Source organism: Arthrobacter castelli DSM 16402 (assembly GCF_000430705.1).
GTDB lineage: Bacteria > Actinomycetota > Actinomycetes > Actinomycetales > Micrococcaceae > Arthrobacter_C > Arthrobacter_C castelli.
On record NZ_AUMN01000016.1, the window covers coordinates 1 to 17,538 of the forward strand.

The 17,538-nt window shown below is 63.3% G+C and carries 12 protein-coding genes; 4 read left to right on the forward strand and 8 right to left on the reverse strand.

The features are described from left to right. On the forward strand, positions 1–1,062 hold a 1,062-nt coding region (locus tag H535_RS27940; RefSeq protein ID WP_155838738.1), incomplete at its 5' end, for an HNH endonuclease signature motif containing protein. 405 nt (positions 1,063–1,467) lie between these two features. On the opposite strand, the gene H535_RS0116165 is transcribed toward H535_RS27940, so the two are convergent. From H535_RS0116165 to H535_RS0116190, 6 genes are all read right to left on the reverse strand, one after another. Beyond that, positions 1,468–5,175 carry a replicative DNA helicase gene (locus H535_RS0116165; protein ID WP_026820363.1) on the reverse strand — a complete coding sequence of 1,236 codons (3,708 nt, stop codon included), beginning with the start codon at positions 5,173–5,175 and terminating at the stop codon, positions 1,468–1,470. A gap of 766 nt (positions 5,176–5,941) precedes the next feature. Then, complete coding sequence (gene rplI / locus H535_RS0116170) at positions 5,942–6,391, reverse strand: 50S ribosomal protein L9 (protein WP_026820364.1); 450 nt, start codon at positions 6,389–6,391, stop codon at positions 5,942–5,944. 17 nt (positions 6,392–6,408) lie between these two features. Beyond that, complete coding sequence (gene rpsR / locus H535_RS0116175; protein WP_026820365.1) at positions 6,409–6,648, reverse strand: 30S ribosomal protein S18; 240 nt, start codon at positions 6,646–6,648, stop codon at positions 6,409–6,411. Between the two features lie 82 nt (positions 6,649–6,730). Further along, positions 6,731–7,282: a single-stranded DNA-binding protein gene (locus H535_RS0116180; protein WP_026820366.1), complete on the reverse strand. Its 552-nt coding sequence runs from the start codon at positions 7,280–7,282 to the stop codon at positions 6,731–6,733. A 124-nt stretch (positions 7,283–7,406) separates the two neighbouring features. Continuing rightward, positions 7,407–7,712 carry a 30S ribosomal protein S6 gene (gene rpsF / locus H535_RS0116185; protein WP_026820367.1) on the reverse strand — a complete coding sequence of 102 codons (306 nt, stop codon included), beginning with the start codon at positions 7,710–7,712 and terminating at the stop codon, positions 7,407–7,409. A gap of 256 nt (positions 7,713–7,968) precedes the next feature. Then, on the reverse strand, positions 7,969–11,454 hold the full coding sequence (locus H535_RS0116190; protein WP_026820368.1) for a bifunctional proline dehydrogenase/L-glutamate gamma-semialdehyde dehydrogenase: 3,486 nt from the start codon (positions 11,452–11,454) through the stop codon (positions 7,969–7,971). Between the two features lie 126 nt (positions 11,455–11,580). On the opposite strand from H535_RS0116190, the gene H535_RS0116195 reads away from it, so the two are divergent. Beyond that, positions 11,581–12,477 carry a LysR substrate-binding domain-containing protein gene (locus H535_RS0116195; RefSeq protein WP_026820369.1) on the forward strand — a complete coding sequence of 299 codons (897 nt, stop codon included), beginning with the start codon at positions 11,581–11,583 and terminating at the stop codon, positions 12,475–12,477. 94 nt (positions 12,478–12,571) lie between these two features. Here the strand turns inward: H535_RS0116195 and H535_RS0116200 are convergent, their stop codons facing one another. Next, positions 12,572–13,855, reverse strand: a complete 1,284-nt coding sequence (locus tag H535_RS0116200; RefSeq protein ID WP_035770007.1) for a M18 family aminopeptidase — start codon at positions 13,853–13,855, stop codon at positions 12,572–12,574. A 46-nt stretch (positions 13,856–13,901) separates the two neighbouring features. Continuing rightward, positions 13,902–14,606 (reverse strand): TetR/AcrR family transcriptional regulator, encoded by a 705-nt coding sequence (locus tag H535_RS0116205; RefSeq protein ID WP_026820371.1) that lies wholly within the window; start codon positions 14,604–14,606, stop codon positions 13,902–13,904. A 133-nt stretch (positions 14,607–14,739) separates the two neighbouring features. Between H535_RS0116205 and H535_RS0116210 the strand changes: the two genes are divergently transcribed. Continuing rightward, positions 14,740–15,678: an NAD-dependent epimerase/dehydratase family protein gene (locus tag H535_RS0116210; RefSeq protein WP_026820372.1), complete on the forward strand. Its 939-nt coding sequence runs from the start codon at positions 14,740–14,742 to the stop codon at positions 15,676–15,678. A gap of 327 nt (positions 15,679–16,005) precedes the next feature. After that, entirely contained in the window at positions 16,006–17,538 is a 1,533-nt protein-coding gene (locus H535_RS26080; RefSeq protein ID WP_051299436.1) for a flotillin family protein, read from the forward strand.

The window sequence follows — 17,538 nt, forward strand, 5'->3', positions numbered from 1 at the left end:
GCTGATGTGGCTGCGGACCTGCTCCATACCGGCACCGGCACCGGACTACCACCAGCGGCCCTAACCGGCAGCCCCAACGATGCCTTCTACGGCACAAACCCGCCACCGGGGGCCCCGGACGGCCCCGCAGCACCCGGAATAGCCGGAAAACCCGGAGTAGCCGGGGCGGCGGGAGTCGCTGGAGATCCTCCCGTAGCCGGAGCCACCGCAGATACTCCTGCCGCCGCCGGTTCGGCCGGTGGCGCCGGGCCCGGGGCAGCCGGAAGCACCGGATCGGCCGGGAGCACCGGTGGTGGTGTTGATCCGCCTGCCGGTGGTGATCCGCCGGGTTCGGGTCGGATCCCGAATTATGCCGGGATTAAGGCTGAGGTGCTGGTGGTGGTGCCGGTGTTGACCCTGATGGGGTTATCGGATGAGCCGGCCGATCTGGAAGGGTACGGTCCCATCGATGAGGAGACGGCCCGACAGTTGGCGGCGAATGCTCCGTCGTTCAAGCGGTTACTGACTCATCCGGAGACGGGGGCGCCGATGTCGTACGGGCGGGACAGCTATGCGGTGCCGAAAGACTTGCAAAGAATGGTCCGGCTGCGCGACCGGACGTGTCGCGGGTACGGGTGCAACAAAGCCGCCCGTCACTGCGACCTCGACCACACTGTCCCCTACCCGACAGGGCAGACCGAACTGACGAATCTGAAACCACTATGCAAACCCGGCCATGCCCTCAAAACCGCGAAACTCTGGCGGGACATCCAGCACCGCGACGGCAGAGTGGACTGGACCTCACCGGCAGGCAGGAAATATTCCAACACCCCCGAAGGCCCACTACCCGAGATGCGACCCGCCCCCGACATCGCCACCCTGCTCAACAAAGCCAAAAACCAGGGCAAGCCGGACTGCGGAAATAGTGCGGGCGCCGAAACTGGGGCGGACCGGCATGAAGATGGTGACTTCGCCGATGGCAAGAACCAAAGCAGTGCCAGATATGCCGCCGGTGCCGGCGACGCCACGAAGGGGAACGGACGCCCACCAACAAACGACCCCAACGAGCCGCCACCCTTCTGAATCCCGAGACCGCATGGCGACTTCGGCCGGATATACTCAGATTGTCGACACGCCTTTGCGCGACTTGAGCCCCTGATAGAGCACTGCGCCCTTCCGGCCCGAGGTCGCCCCCACCGCTCCTTGATGAGGACGTCAGCTTCGATGGCGCCACTGGCCACTACGCCCGGCACCGGCTTTCAGGAACGGACGGGTTGCGATGCTCGCGAACACAGGCCCTACCTTGACATCCTGCCCACCGTCTCGAAGACGGGCACGGCCTATCCCGCTTACCGCTGGAGCGGTGCGCCCTACTGCCGGCCGCAACGAGGGCGCCGCAGTGCTGCTGCGCACCGGATAGGGGACGGAGTAGGACGGCGACGTTTCACCTCCCTGCCACCTGTGCATCTTCAGCCGCTGCTGCTGCAGTCACTGCTCCACAGCCATGTTTGAGAATCGTGAATAGTGGCCCTGGAAGCCGACCACGATGGTTTTAGTCGGGCCGTTACGGTGCTTGGCCACGATCACGTCTGCCTCGCCGGCTCGGGCGGACTCCTTGTCGTAGATATCCTCGCGATGCAGCAGGACCACCATATCCGCATCCTGTTCGATCGAGTTGTGGACGGTAATCCCGTTTGCAATGAAGTTATGAGTGCCGAGGACTGTGGCGTCGAAGACTTCTTCCTCACCATCTGGTTCGATGGAGACAATTTCGTCCCACAAGATGTCATTGACCGCCAACACATCCATAGAAGCATCGCCCAGAACATCGGCAATCCGCGCCATGCGTTGCCTGGACGGTGCTGTCTTATACATCGTCGAGCCGCAGTATTGGGAGCCAAGAGAGGCTTGGAAATCCCGATGCGTAATTCCTTGGCCGCCCATAATGTCACGTACGTCTTTCCACACCTCCCCTGGGACTGTGTCGACGTTTGTGTTTGACGACGTTTGCTCGACTATCGCGAGCAATCTACGGCAGTTCTCGGAGCGCTCCCCGTGGACGCCGATCTCTTTCAAGAACCGGCGCTGCTCGTCGGTGCCGGAGATATCCAAGATGTACCCGGGGCGGTACTCCGCTTTGGGAGTCGTCGTTTTGATTCTTGCGGAGATTCCAAAGCGAAGCAGCAACCTGGAAACACCGTCGAGAAGCTGACGGGAGGTGGAAGCATAGTATATGCGGCCGCCTGAATTGTCCCTCCGGACTGTCACCGATCCGTCGGTAGCCCACAAATGCCGGAGGAAGAGCGCTATCTGTACCTTGGGCAGCGCGTGGACTCCTGTGGGCACGAACTTTTCGTGACTACGCAGGCCAAAAAGCCCCATGCCATCAAGCCAGGCAGCAATTGGATTCCGCTTACCGTGAGTCACTCGATATGGAGCCGGAAGACGAAGGGAAGTGCATCGTGCTGCGGCATGTTCATCGCGAACAGCCGCAATACCAAAATGTTCAGCGGCCTTCGTTACTGCCTTAAGATTGTGTTGGTCAACCGATGCGTACCGAAGAGGTTGCCTGCGGACGAAAGAGCCATCGCCTATGAGGTGCGCCAACATGATGACCTTGGAATCGTCCCAGTTCGACCTTTCAGATGGCCCGTTGACGTGGCGGGGAACGGCGAGACGGTTACCAGCAGTTAGTTCTCCAAGGGGCTTCCAGCCATCATAGGTGTAGAATCGATGGTTTGCCGTGGCCCGAACTGTCTTTCCAGACGACAAGCGTAGACGGTACACGGCCTTGCGCCCTGTAGAAAATACATGGGTCAGATGCCGTTCCACATACCGCAGTCCGTCATCCATCGACCAGACTGGCACGTCCCGGGCCCCACTGTCGTAGAGCTCTTTCATCGTCGTCTCGGCGCCGGTATCGGATCTCAGGATGCGGGTATCTCCGGTGAGACACCCCGACTCGCGAAGGTCGGAAACCATTGGCTTCTTATCGTTTCGCTGCTCGGAACCTCGGTTGAGCTGGGACAATGCGATAACCGGCACACCCAGCTCCTTGGCAAGCAGCTTCAGCGCCCTGGAGAATTCAGAAACTTCCTGCTGCCGGGACTCGACCTTTTTCCCGGACGACATCAATTGCAGATAGTCGATGACCACGAGCTTCAAGTCGTGGCGCTGCTTGAGCCGTCGGCATTTCGCCCGGATTTCCATCAGGGACATATTCGGGCTGTCGTCAATAAACAGCGGGGCGTCGTTCATCTTGCCCATGGTGGTGGCAATCTTGCTCCACTGCTCGTCCCGGATCGTCCCCTTGCGCAGGTCCTGAAGGTTGATCGTCGCCTCGGCGGACAGCAGCTTTGTCGCGATCTCGTTTCGGCTCATCTCCAAAGAGAAGACAACCGACGTCAGATTGTTCTTAATGGAGGCCGAGCGCGCGATATCGAGTGCCAGAGTGGAATTGTGCGTAGGCACAAACGACTCGCCTGCCAAATACATGTGGCTTCGATGTGCGACTTGGATGCACCGGACCGGAACCGACTCGATCCGCCGTGCTTCCTTGATGAAACGGGTTCCCCGCTTGGGCGTGGAGCGTGCATCGCGTTCCTTGTGAAGCACCTTCTTCCGGTGAAGGCCAAAGACTTCTTCGTCGGTCGAAAAGGTAATGGTAAAAGCAATTGACGATGCAGAACTGCGGCCCTGGACCTGCTTCTCCCACCAGCCGGTCCGATACCCGAGACTATGAATCAGTTCTCTAGTGTCTTCGGCCAAACGGCGGTGTGTAACGGAGAACTGAATGCACCCGCTGGCACTTACGGTGCCATCCGTATCCAGCAACCCAGCCAACAAGGCCCGCCGCTGCGCCACGCTGCCACGCAGATAAGCCGCTGGGATGTGTTTGTTTCCCAAAAGGGATTCACGCTGAAGAATGGATTCGAAAGATCCGTCGCGGCTTTCCTGATTCAGCTCGATGCACCAGAGGGAATCCCCGACTGGATTCAGCCTGTAGCCATCCCCCGAAATACGCAACAGGACTTCATCGTCCTCATTGGTCACCCGTGCGGCGTCGGAGTGCCCGTCGCCCAACCAGGCGCCCAATGTGTAGGGGCCGATTGCGAGATCCGCCGCGGGCAGCGCCAGTGCCTCGGTGTTCCGGACGGAATGGTTCAGCCGCGTATCTTTTGTCGGGCAGCGCAGTGTCGAGGCGATCTCGCCTGTGGTCTTGACTGAGGCAAAAGTCTGCTGATTCTTCGTTCTGTTGTGTCCAACGGCGGCTGCTTGGGCAGATTTGCGGGATGCCCGGGTGTCGGTGAGCCACTGGTGCTCTTCGTCGGCGATCAGTGTCGTCCCGTCGTCGAACAGCACTTCGTAGCACGGCCGCCCGGTCATCACTTCGGTTGCGGCAACGACTTCGGTGGGTGTTCCATCAGCTGCCAGGACTTTGTCTCCGGACCGGACATCACCCATGGTGGTCCAGCCGCCCGGTGTGGGAATGGGGGTATCCAGCGCCAAGGCCTTGCCCATGGCCGGTCTCGCGGCAATGACGATCATCTGCCCCGGGTGCAGACCGTGGGTTAGATCGTCCAGTTCGTAGAAGCCGGTGGGAACGCCGACCATCTCGTTGCCGCGGTGTCCCGAGGCTTCGATTTCGTCGACAGTTCCCTCAATGACGTCGCGGAGGGGGACGTAGTCCTCGGTGGTGCGTCGTTCGGAGACCGCGTAGATCTCAGCCTGCGCGGCATTGACGATGTCGTCGACTTCGCCGTCGTTTCCGTAGCCGAGCTGGACGATCCTGGTGCCTGCGTCCACCAATCGCCGAAGCACCGACCGTTCCCGGACGATGTCCGCGTAGAAAGAGGCGTTAGCGGCCGTGGGCACCGACGAGATGAGGGTGTGCAGGTAAGCGGGGCCGCCGACGCGGGAAATTTCCTTGCGCTTGGTGAGTTCGTCCGCGACGGTTACTGCGTCCGCCGGTTCCCCGCGGCTGTAGATATCGCAGATCGCGTCATAGATGCTTTCGTGGGCCGGACGGTAGAAGTCGTTGCCACGAAGTACCTCCACACAGTCGGCGATGGCGTCTTTGGACAGCATCATGCCGCCCAGGACGCTTTGCTCGGCCACCAGGTCCTGAGGCGGAGTGCGTGCGAATTCCGGTTCACGGGACGACGCGTTCGCCTCGTCCATGTGTGCCAGTGTCATTCGAACCTCTCCTCTTCGTGGCCCCTTTTACCGTCGCAGCACGGTTGTGCTGGTACCGCTTTTGGTCTATCAGGCGGCACTGACAATATCCGGCAGCTGGATCGCGAGCCGCTTTCCGGAGACCGCCTTAGAGAGGGCGGTTTGAGAACCACTCACGTAAACGTAGTCGCTGGTTTGTCCACCGCCAACTCCTTTGTCCACAGGTCAGGCGGATGAGGTGTGGATAATGCGGCGTGTCTTGTGCACAGGATGGGGACGACGGTGTGGATAGCAGAATTCTTTTTTTCAAAACTGCGCTCTGACGTGGGAAAACGTCTCTTCACAGCTGTGGAGGAGAAGAATTTTTTCCCCAGCCTTCATCCACAGAACCCGCTTTGACAGACCGGAACGGAACGGGTATGCGTCACCAGTCCACAAGTTATCCACAAGCCGTATATTCCTTGTTGTGACTCGCTTCACGCCGCGGGCCAGCGCTGTTGACGTGCCTGTATTCCTTCGTCCGCATACCCGGGTCAAGCCCCTTATTACTGCCCGGTAATAAGACGCAAGGAGCGGTCGGAGCTCCAGCCGGACAGCACGCACCACAGCGGCCCGGGCAGGATGAAAAACCAGCAGCCCCGGTGGAGGTGCAGGGCTTGCCATGGCCATACACACATTCTCACCACTGACCCCCAAAAGGGCCGCTGACCCCCAGAAGGGCCCCGGCACGCAGAAGGGCCCCACCGATTGGTAGGGCCCTCCAGCGGTTCAGATGTGGAAACGGTGCCTAGTTGGTGACAACTTCCAGATCGATGACGGCCGAAACATCGTCGTGAAGACGGACGTTGGCCTGGTAGGAACCGGTCGACTTGATGTGCGTCGGCAGTTCAACCTTGCGCTTGTCAATCGAACCGAGTCCGGCAGCTTCGACAGCCGCTGCCACGTCGGAGGGCTTGACGGTGCCGAACAGGCGCCCGGTCTCCCCTGCCTTGACGGTGAGCTTGACTGGCTTCGCCGACAGTGCGGCAGCCTGCTGCTGGGCGTCTTCGAGGGAGGCGTGCTCACGCGCGATGCGGGCGGCCTTGATGGTCTCAACCTGCCGCTCGCCGCCCTTGGTCCAGGCCATCGCGAATCCGCGCGGCAACAGGTAGTTGCGCGCATACCCGTTCTTCACCTCGACGATGTCGCCGGCAGTGCCGAGTCCGGTCACTTCGTGGGTCAAAATAACTTTTGCCATGTCTGGTTCCCCTTCTCTTAGCCGCGGCCTGCGCCGGAGTAAGGCAGAAGTGCAACCTCACGGGCATTCTTGATTGCCTGTGCGATTTTGCGCTGCTCCTGCACACTGACGCCCGTGACGCGGCGCGCACGGATCTTTCCGCGATCGGAGATGAACTTGCGCAGCAATGCGACGTCCTTGTAGTCGATGACGGTGATGTCAGCGGCCTTCAAGGGGTTTGACTTTGGTTTGGGCTTACGTATTTCAGCCTTAGCCATCGTGGTGCTCCTTCATTGTGTGGAGCCCGCAGAACCGTTCTGCGGGATGGTGGATCGTTGACCTGCCATTGGCAGATCCGGACTAGAAGGGCGGATCGTTGTTATCGGGGCCATTGCCCCAACCGCCGGACGCGGTCCCGGGAGCTCCCCAGGGGTCGTCCTGCGGGGCGGACTGGCCGCCCTGGTTTCCGAAGCCGCCGGAGTTTCCTCCGAAGTTGCCACCGCCGCCGGAGTTTCCTCCGCCGCCACCGAAGTTTCCGCCGCTGTTGCGCTGCTGGCGGGTGACGTTGGCTGTTGCGTACTTGAGCGAGGGGCCGATCTCGTCGGCATCAAGCTCGAAGACGGTGCGCTTCTCCCCTTCTTTAGTTTCGAATGAACGTGACTTCAGGCGTCCGTTGACGACGACGCGCATCCCCTTGGTCAGGGACTCTGCGACATTCTCGGCCGCCTCGCGCCACACCGACGCGCGGAGGAACAGCGTTTCGCCGTCCTTCCATTCGCCGGACTGACGGTCGAAGTTCCGCGGCGTCGAGGCAACAGTGAAGTTGGCCACGGCCGAACCCGACGGGGTAAAACGCAACTCCGGATCGTTGGTCAGATTTCCAACGACAGTAATTACGGTCTCGCCTGCCATCTAATGCCTCCTGGTCTGGCCTGCTGTCTGGTGCAACCGGCACGTTCGGTTGAAGATTCTAAAGGATCTTCCAAGTCAATCATCCGGCGGCACTTGGCAACACCGGCTGACCCACTGCTGTGGATTACTTGGCGGAGACCTTCTGCTCTTCGGGGCGGATGATCTTGGTCCGCATGATGGTCTCGTTCAGAGACAGCTGGCGGTCAAGCTCCTTGGCGGCATCCGGATTCGCGGTGAAGTTAACCACTGCGTAGATACCCTCGGACTTCTTCTGGATGTCATAGGCCAGACGGCGACGGCCCCAGATATCAACGTTATCGACGGTTCCACCGTCGTTGCGGATGACATTAAGGAACTTGTCGATTGTCGGCTCGACGGTACGCTCTTCGACCTCGGGGTCGATGATTACCATCAATTCGTAAGGACGCATTTGTGAACCCACCTCCTTTGGGCTGTACGGCTACGGTATTTCCGTAACAGGAGGTTCCTGTGCGCCTCGGAACAAAGGCTGTCCCGAGCTTCTGTGCTGTGCCTGAACTGTCAGTACTGTCTGAACTGTCTGTACGTTGCAGGCACAGACTTGGCTATATTACCTGACGCGTCCGGCCACGCCCAATCGTCGCCACCGGCCCTGTGGATAGGGCCGGTGGCGACGGTCGCGGCGAAACAGATCCGGTTGGAAACGCCTAGATCAGCCCGTCGGAGAGGTGGTCCGGGGTGCCGAACCGGTGGGCGGTGATCGACACGGCCTGCTCCCTGAGGAACGGCAGCATCTCGATCCGCCCGGCGGGCGTGACGGGCCCGGAATAGACCGCCAGGTCCGGGCGTCCGCCCGTGCGCTCCGCCAGGGCCAGCGCGTCCCCGCCGATCAACCGGACCCGGCCGCCGTCGAGGTTCTCCGCAAAGCCGAGCCACCCGCCGTCGTCCTCCACTGTGACGGCGACACCCTGCCCCTCAAGCACGGACCGGATGGCGGCTGGCAACTCGACCGCCGTCGAAACAGCGAACCGGGAGCCGGCCAGAATTCCGGCCGCAGCGACACGCAGCAGCTTGGCCAGCGGCTCGCCCTCTGACAGCCGAATGGTGACGGGCAGGGGGCGGTAGCGGAACACATTCCGCTCGGCGATCAAGCCGGTCACGTCCTTGGCGGCCCCGAATTCCTCGGCCCAGACCTTGGCGTCGCTGCCCAGCGCCCGGCGCAACGACGCTTCCTCGTCGGTGGAGATCTGTCCCTTCGCGGCAGCCAGCAGCTCGCGCACGGCGGAATGGCCGACGTCGGCCACCGGGGCTTCCAGCTCGGCCGGCAGCCAGTGGCCCAGCCCGACCAGGTAGTTGGGCCCGCCGGCCTTGGTGCCGGCTCCGACGGCGGACTTCTTCCAGCCGCCGAACGGCTGGCGCTGCACGATGGCACCGGTGATGCCGCGGTTCACGTAAAGGTTGCCGGCCTCGATGCTGTCCAGCCAGGTGTCGATCTCGTCAGGATCGAGTGACTGCAGGCCGGAGGTGAGACCGTACTCGATCTCGTTCTGGATGGCGATGGCCTCGTCCAGGGTCTCGGCGGTCATCACGCCCAGCACCGGGCCGAAGAACTCCGTGAGGTGGAAGTAGGATCCGCGCTTCACCCCGTTCCGCACGCCCGGGCTCCACAGAGCCCCGGTGTCGTCGAGCTGCTGCGGCTCGACTTCCCAGGTTTCGCCGTCGCCCAAGGTGGTCAACGCTTCCAGCAGCTTACCGTTGGCCGGCTCGATGATCGGTCCCATCTGGCTGGTCGGGTCCACCGGGTAGCCCACCTTGATGGCCTTCACGGCGTCGATGAGCTGGTTGCGGAACCGGGCCGTGGTGGCCACGGAACCGACCAGGATCACCAGCGAGGCGGCCGAGCACTTCTGCCCGGCGTGCCCGAACGCGGAGTAGGCAACATCCTTGGCCGCGAGGTCGAAGTCGGCACTGGGCGTGACGATGACGGCGTTCTTGCCCGACGTCTCGGCCAGCAACGGCAGGTCCGGGCGGAAGGAACGGAACAGCTCCGCGGTCTCGTAACCGCCGGTGAGGATCACGCGGTCGACCCGTGGGTCGGAGATCATCTGCTGTCCCAGCGCGCGGTCAGCCAGCTGCACCATGGCCAGCACCTCACGCGGCACGCCGGCTTCCCATAGGGCCTCGACCATCACGGCCCCGCAGCGGCGGGCCTGCTTGGCGGGCTTGATGACGACGGCGGATCCGGCTGCCAGCGCGGCAAGCGTGGAGCCGGCGGGGATGGCCACCGGGAAGTTCCACGGCGGGGTCACCACAGTCAGCCGTGACGGGATGTAAGTGGCACCGTCGACGTCGTCGAGCTCGCGGGCCAGTTCGGCGTAGTAGTGCGCAAAGTCGATGGCTTCGCTGACTTCGGGGTCCGCCTGGTCGAGGGTCTTGCCGGTTTCGCTGGCCATCACCTCAAGGAGCCGTCCGCGGCGGGCGGCGAGTGCGTCACCGGCGCGGTGCAGGATTTCGGCGCGCTCGGCGCCGGTCATCGAGCCCCAGGCCGTGCTGCTTTCGACGGCGGTGCTCATCACCTGCTCCAGCGCTGCGGACTCATTGATGGTCACCGCTGCAATGGTGTCTCCGCCCAGCGTCGAGCCGGGGACGCGCTCCAGGATCTGCCGCCCCCAGGCCCTGTTGGCGGGCAGCGAGGGGTCCGTGTCCGGGGTATTGGTGAACCCTTCCTTGGGTACGGCCGGCTCCGGCCGGGTCCGGTCCTGCTGCCGGTTCGGTGCGGGGACGGAGTCGTCAACGTTGGCCAGCGAGGCGAGGAAGCGCTGCCGTTCGCGCTCGAAGAGAACCTCATTGTCCGTCAGTTCGAAGACGGCCGACATGAAGTTGTCGGCGCTGGCGCCTTCTTCCAGGCGCCGGATCAGGTAGGCGATGGCCACATCGAACTCTTTGGGCTGCACTACCGGGGTGTAGAGCAGCAGATTGCCGACGTCGGCCTTGACCGCCTCGGCCTGTCCGGTGGCCATGCCGAGCAGCATTTCGAAGTCGATACCGTCCCGGACTCCGCGTTCGCCGGCCAGCAGCCATGCGTAGGCGATGTCGAAAAGATTGTGCCCGGCGACGCCGATCCGCACCGCGTCCACCCGTTCGGGCTGCAGCGAGTAATTGATGATGCGCTTGTAATTGGTGTCCGAGTCCTGCTTGGTGCCCCAGGTGGCCAGCGGCCAGTTGTGCAGCGACGCTTCCACCTGCTCCATCGGCAGGTTCGCCCCCTTCACCACGCGGACCTTGATGTCGGCTCCGCCGGCTGCGCGGCGCTGTTGCGCCCATTCGGTGAGCTTGACCATCGCAGCCATGGAGTCCGGCAGGTAGGCCTGCAGCACAATGCCGGCCTTAAGGTTCTGGAACTGCGGCTTCTCGAGGATCCTGGTGAATACCGCGATGGTCATATCCAGGTCCTTGTACTCCTCCATATCCAGGTTGATGAACTTGGGGTGCGGGGAATCGGCGGCCTGCTGGTACAGCGGTGCCAAGGTCTCCACCACGTGCTCGACGGTCTCCTCGAAACCCCACGCCGCATGCGGGGCCACGGTGGAGGAGACCTTGATGGAGGCGTAGTCGACGTCGTCGCGGGCCAGCAGCTTGTGTGTGCCTTCCAGCCTCCTGGCAGCCTCGTACTCGCCGAGCACGACCTCGCCCAGCAGGTTGATGTTCAGCCGCACATCGTCCCTGCGGATCTTGTCGATGGCGGGGCCAAGCTTCGCGTCAGAAGCGTCCACGATCAAGTGTCCGACCATCTGCCGCAGCACCCGCTGCGCCACCGGGATCACCACATGTGGCAGCATGGGCCCGACGACGCCGCCGACCCGGACAGCCGCCCGCATGTACCAGGGCAGGAAGGCCGGGACCTTGGGGGCGACCCGGGCGAGGTTGCGTGCCGCCACGTTCCGGTCTTCGGGGCGGATCACGCCATCGACGAAGCCGACGGTGAAGTCGAGTCCGCCTGCGTCCTTGAGCACCCCGGCGAGCTGCTGGGCGGAGGCGTCGGCCGGGTACTTGGAGCTTTCGGCAAGCCAATGACGAACCAGGGCGACGACGTCATCCGCGAACGCCGGAGTCGATTCGCTTCTCAGTTCATTGTTCTGCTGTTCAGTCGGATCGACCGGGGTCGCGTTGGCCCCCTCAAGTGTGTTCGTCATTTTGTTGATTCTCTTCCTTATACCGTGTATGGAACTGTCTCACATCAGTATGGGGATAGACTCCAATTAGATAAAGCGATCTTTTTTGACGTGTATTGGTTGGATTTGCTAACGAATCGAGGCGCCATGCTCAACGTCCGCCGGCTCGAACTGCTCTGGGAGCTGAAAATCCGTGGAACGCTGGCCGAGGTGGCCGCCGCCCTGCGATACAGCCCGTCGTCAGTGTCGCAGCAACTGGCCCTGCTGGAGAAGGAAGCCGGCGTTGAATTGCTGCGCAAAACCGGCCGCGGCGTCCAGCTCACCCCGCAAGCCGAGATCCTCGTCGACCACACCGCGGGACTGCTGGAGAGACTGGAGCAGGCGGAGTCCGATCTCGCAGCCTCACTGACGACCGTGACCGGGAGCGTGCGGCTGGCCGTCTTTCAGTCCGCGGCCCTGGCACTGATGCCCGGAGCGCTGACCGCGATGCGGCATGCATACCCGGACGTGCGGATCGAAATGGTCCAGCGTGAACCGGAGACCGCACTGTATGAAACATGGGCACGGGATTACGACATGGTCATCGCCGAACAGTATCCCGGGCATGCGGCGGCCCACTACCCCGAACTGGACCGGGCGAAGCTGACCACCGATGCCATCCGGCTGGCCGCGCCGCCGGCCTCGATCGACGGAATCACCTCGGTCGACGACGCCAAGAACATGCCCTGGGTGATGGAGCCGCGCGGCGCCGCCTCCCGCCACTGGGCCGAACAAGCCTGCCGCCGGGCGGGGTTTGAACCCGATGTCCGGTTCGAGACCGCCGACCTGCAGGCCCAGATCCGGTTGGTGGAATCCGGCAACGCGGTGGCGTTCATGCCGGATCTCGTATGGACGGGACGGGACACCGACTGCCAACTGCTGGAGTTGTCCGACCGGCCGATGCGCACCATCTTCAGCTCGGTGCGCCTGGCCTCCGCCCACCGCCCGGCCATCCTGGCCTTCCGGGAGGTGCTGGAGGAAACGGCCAACGTGCTGTCGGAATAACCGGAGGGCTCTCGAGCCGGGCGGGGTGGCCGGAAGACTGGCGGGCTGTCAGGGTCACGAGAGGGCTGGCGAGCCGGGCGGGGTGGCCGGAAACCTACAGCTTCCGGCTGAAGAACTGTTCCACGACAGCGGCCAGCCGGTAGGGGTCCTCAATACCGCACATTTCCCGGGCGGAGTGCATCGACAGCAGCGGCGTGCCGACGTCGACCGTCCTGATCCCCAGCCGGGTCGCAGTCAGCGGTCCAATGGTGGAGCCGCACGGCATCACGTTGTTGGAGACGAATTCCTGGTAGGGCACGTCTGCGTCCCGGCACAGTCGTGCCCACGCGGCGGCGCCGGCGGCGTCCGTGGAGTAGCGCTGGTTGGCGTTGATTTTCAGCAGCGGCCCCGAGCCCAACAGCGGGTGGTTCGCGGGGTCGTGCCGTTCGGGATAGTTCGGATGGACGGCATGGCCGGCGTCCGCGGAGACACAGAAGGAGTTGGCCAGCGCCCGGGCATGGTCGCTGCCGGAGGCGCTCAGTCCGTCCGAGATCCGCCCCAGCATGTCGTCCAGGAGGGGACCGGCGGCTCCCGACCGGGATTCGCTGCCAATCTCCTCGTGATCAAACGCCGCCAGGACAGGAATCGGGCCTTCCGCCGCATCCGTCCCGGCCGCGGCAATCAACGCCGTCAGCCCGGCGTGCACTGACGACAGATTGTCCAGCCGTCCGGCGGCGAAGAACTCTTCGGCGCCGCCGAAAACTGCCGGCTGTTGCGTATCGGCGACGACGACGTCGTACCCGCCAATGTCTTCGGGAGCCAGTCCGGCCTGCCCGGCCAGCACCCCGAGCAAGTCCGACGACGCCGGATCGCCGGTGCCCCACACCGGATTCATGTGCTGCTGCTTGTCCAGCGTCAGCCCCTCGTTGACGTTCCGGTCCAGATGGATGGCCAATTGCGGGAACCGCAGCATCGGCCCGGTGGCGACCAGCCGCTGACCGCCGTCGAGGGTCACCAGCCGCCCGGCCAGAGCGAGTTCCCGGTCGAGCCAGGAATTGAGCAACGGCCCGCCGTAGACTTCGACGCCGGCCTGCAGCCAGCCGTGCCGGCCAATGGTGGATTTGGGCTTGAGCTTGAATGACGGCGAATCGGTGTGCGCGCCGAGGATGTGGAATCCGGTGTCCGGTCCGGCGTTGGCGGGCACGATCCAGGCGATCAGCGCACCATCGCGGATGACGTAGTACTGACCGGGGCCGGCCTCCCACGCCTCCGACTCATTGAGCCGGGTGAAACCGGCCGCATCCAGCCGCCGGGCGCCCTCGGCGGCGGCGTGGAAACTTGATGGCGAAGCGGCGATGTACTCGCCCAGGTCCTGGATGTGTTCGACGGCGGCAGACATGCTGTTGAGCCTACCAACCACCGGCTGTGCTGCTACTGCGGACCAATCAGCTCTGCAAACCGATCAGCCCGGCCAGCGCGGCCAGGTGGTGTTCGAACAGCTCCTCCGGGTCACTGAACGTATCGTGGCCATACTGGCCGAACACCTCGAAATTCACCGCGCCGAACAGCGCAGCCCACACCAGGACGCCACGGACCACCAGATGGTCGGGTATCTCGAGCGTCATTTCCTGGCGCACGGCGCGCACGTCGGCGGAGAACCTCCCGCTCATCCGAGGTGCCGGCAGGTCATCTTCACGCAGCGCTCCCGCCCCATACGCCTGGGTGAAGAGACGGGTGAGGGTGGCAATCACGCGGGTTCCGGGCGTCGTCGTTTCCTCCGACGGCGCGTGGTAACCGGGCACCGGACTGCCGAACAGCAGCGCGTAGCGGGCCGGTTCACGCAACGCCCACGACCTGACCGTCCGGCCTAGCGCGCGGAACCGGGCGGCGTAATCGTCGGCGTCGATGCTGTCCACCGCCTGATCGACCTCGTCACCGAGCTCGGTGTAAGCATCCACCAGCAGAAGCGTGAGCAATTCGTCCCGGTTGGCCACGTACCTGTAGACGGCGGAGGACACCACCCCGAGGTCCCGGGCGACGGCCCGCAGGGACAGTGCTGCGGCACCTTCGGTGGCCAGATGCTTCCTGCCGATTGCGACGATCTCGGTCATGGTCTGTTCACGGGCGCGCTCCCGGGGCGTCATGCTCATGCCTCCAACTTGGCATAGATCGAGAGCCCGGGCAACTAATGTGAGCGCTGCTCTTGACAAGAAGTCGCGACCCATTCATGCTCGAAGTGAGAGCAGCGCTCTCTGTTATCAAAATTCGAGGAAAGTGGAACCCATGTCCAGCACGTACGTAGTCACAGGCGCCGGCCCCGTCGGATGGACCGTCGCAGAAAAATTGGCCGGCCAGGGGCACCGTGTCCGGATCCTGACCCGCAGCGGCGGCGGCCCCGCCCACCGGCGGGTGGAGAAGATCACGGCAGATGTATCCGATCCGGACCACCTGGAAACCGCCATGGAGGGAGTAACGGCTGTTTTCCATTGCATCCACGGGGCGGCGTACAACGCGCAGGCATGGCGCCGCGACCTTCCCCAAGCCGAACAGACCATCCTCGAGGCCGCCCGCCGGGCCGGCGCCGTCGTCGTCTTCCCCGAAAGCTTGTACTCCTACAGCGAGCCGGGCCGCATCATGACCGAAGACAGCCCGCGGGCAGCAAGCGGCGGCAAACGCGGGGTGCGCAGTGAACTGCTCGCCGCACGCGCCGCGTCCAGTGCCCCGACGGTCAGTGTGGTGGCCTCGGACTTCTTTGGGCCGCGGGTGCGGATGGCCCACGCCGGCGAGCGCATGGTTCCCCGACTCCTGGAAGGCAAGACGCTGCGCGTTCTCGGCAGCGCCGATGTGCCGCACTCCTTCACCTATGTTCCCGACCTGGCTGCGGCCATGGTCGCGGCGGCAGGCAATCCTGACGTATGGAATACAGTCCTCCATGCACCGACCGGTCCGGCAGTGACGCAACGACAGATGGCCGAAGCGTTCACCCGGGCGGCCGAAGCACCGGAGCCAAAGGTGGGCACCTTGCCCGGATGGTTGCTCCGCGGTGCCGGGGTCGTTTCGTCCGACGCCCGCGAACTGGCCGAGATGGTGTATCAGTTCGAAGCCCCGTTTGTGATGGATTCCAGTCGCACGGAGTCGTTGCTCGGTTTGAAGCCGACGCCACTGGAGGAGGCGGCTGCTGCGACAGTGCAGTGGTGGGACGCGGCCGACAAGGCCGCCTGAGCCAGCGCGAACCGGTGCATCACTTTACATCCCAGTGGAACACTCGGACGCATGCCCGCCGCCCGGCCTCGACACCAAATTACGGAGACGCCTGCCGTCGCCCATGCCATTGACCGCGCGGCACAGAGATGGCCAGGCGAACGCCGGTCCAGACTTCTGCTCCGCTTGCTGACATCTTCGTCCCGGGGGATTAGTACGAGACCGGAGCCGGAGGAAACCCTCGGGACCCGATGATTAAATCGTGATTCCTGATAGTGTTCGAAGCTGGGGAAGATTCATTTTGTTTCCCGTCTCGCCTAGCGTGCAACAGCAATAGAAAGTCTCTCTATGGATCTCATTATTATCGGCGTGGCCGTAGTCGTCGTCCTGATCATCATCGGCTTCGTCGCGTTGCGTTCACTTCAAATTGCCAAGCCGTCGGAGGCGCTGGTTATTGCCGGGAAAAGCGGCAGGGACCAGCTTTCCGAGAATCCCGAAAACGAAGAAGCAAAGCAGCGGGTGGTGTTTGGACGCGCCTTTATCAACCCGTTCACCGAACGGGCCTTCCCCTTGTCCCTGGCATCCCGCCAGGTCAGCCTTCGGATCGAAGGCATTTCCGAAAACGGCATCAAACTGCACCTGACCGGCGTCGCCCAGGTCAAGGTCGGCGGCAACGAAGTGTATGTCCGGCGGGCTGCACAGCGTTTCCTCGACCAGCAGAATGAAATCGACCCCTACACGCAGGAAACCCTTTCCGGTTCACTGCGTTCCATCGTCGGAACGTTGACCGTCGAATCCATCATCAAGGATCGCGCTTCATTTGCCGGCAAGGTAAAAGAAGAAGCCGAACATTCGATGAACAACCAGGGTTTGATGATTGATACCTTCCAGATCCAATCGGTTGACGACGACACGGAGTACCTGAGCAATCTTGGTCGCCCGGAGGCGGCAAAAGTTGCCAGGAACGCCGACATCGCCGAGGCAAATACCAAGCAGGAATCGTCCGAAGCGGCCGCAATTGCCGATGAGAAAGTCGCCGAAGCTGAACAGAGGCTGGATATCCGCCGCGCTGAGCTGAAGCGGGAGACTGACGCACGCCAGGCCGAAGCCAATGCGGCAGGACCGCTGGCCAAGGCTGAACAGGACCAGGCGGTCATCCTCAAGGATCAGGACGTTGCAGAACGCCGGGCTGAACTGCGTGAACGCGAATTGAACACCGAAGTGCGCAAGCCAGCCGACGCCCAACGGTACAAGGCGGAGCAGGAAGCGGCCGCCGGACTGGCTGCGGCACAGGCCGATGCTGACGCCGACAAGGCGCGCGGTGAAGCAGACGCTGACGTGATCAGGCGGAAGGGCGAAGCCGAGGCCGCCGGTATCCGGGCCCAGGCTGACGCGTACAGCCACTTCAACGAAGCTGCTGTCATCAGCCGGGTGCTGGAGACGCTGCCGGACGTTGCCAAGGAGATCGCATCTCCAATGAGTGCGGTGGACAACATGACGGTCATCTCACGGGACGGCGCCGGCCAGGTGAACCGGAACGTGGCGACCGGCATCCAGGAGACACTCCAGCTGCTGAAGGACACGACCGGATTGGACGTCGTCTCGACACTCAACAACTTCAGCGGCAGCGGTACTACCGGACCCCAGTCCGGCAACGCTGGCGCAGAACCCGCACATGTCTCCCCCGGCGACGTCGCCGGCGCCGCAGCCGACGCAGCCGCCGATGCCGTGCACAACGCCGCGCACCACGCCGCCGAGGCGGCCACCGATGACCACACCACCGTCGATGGCACCGACGACGTCGCCACGGACATGGCCACCACCGACCCGGCGACAGCGGATCCGGACAGGGCGGATCCGGACGCGGCATCAGAACAATAG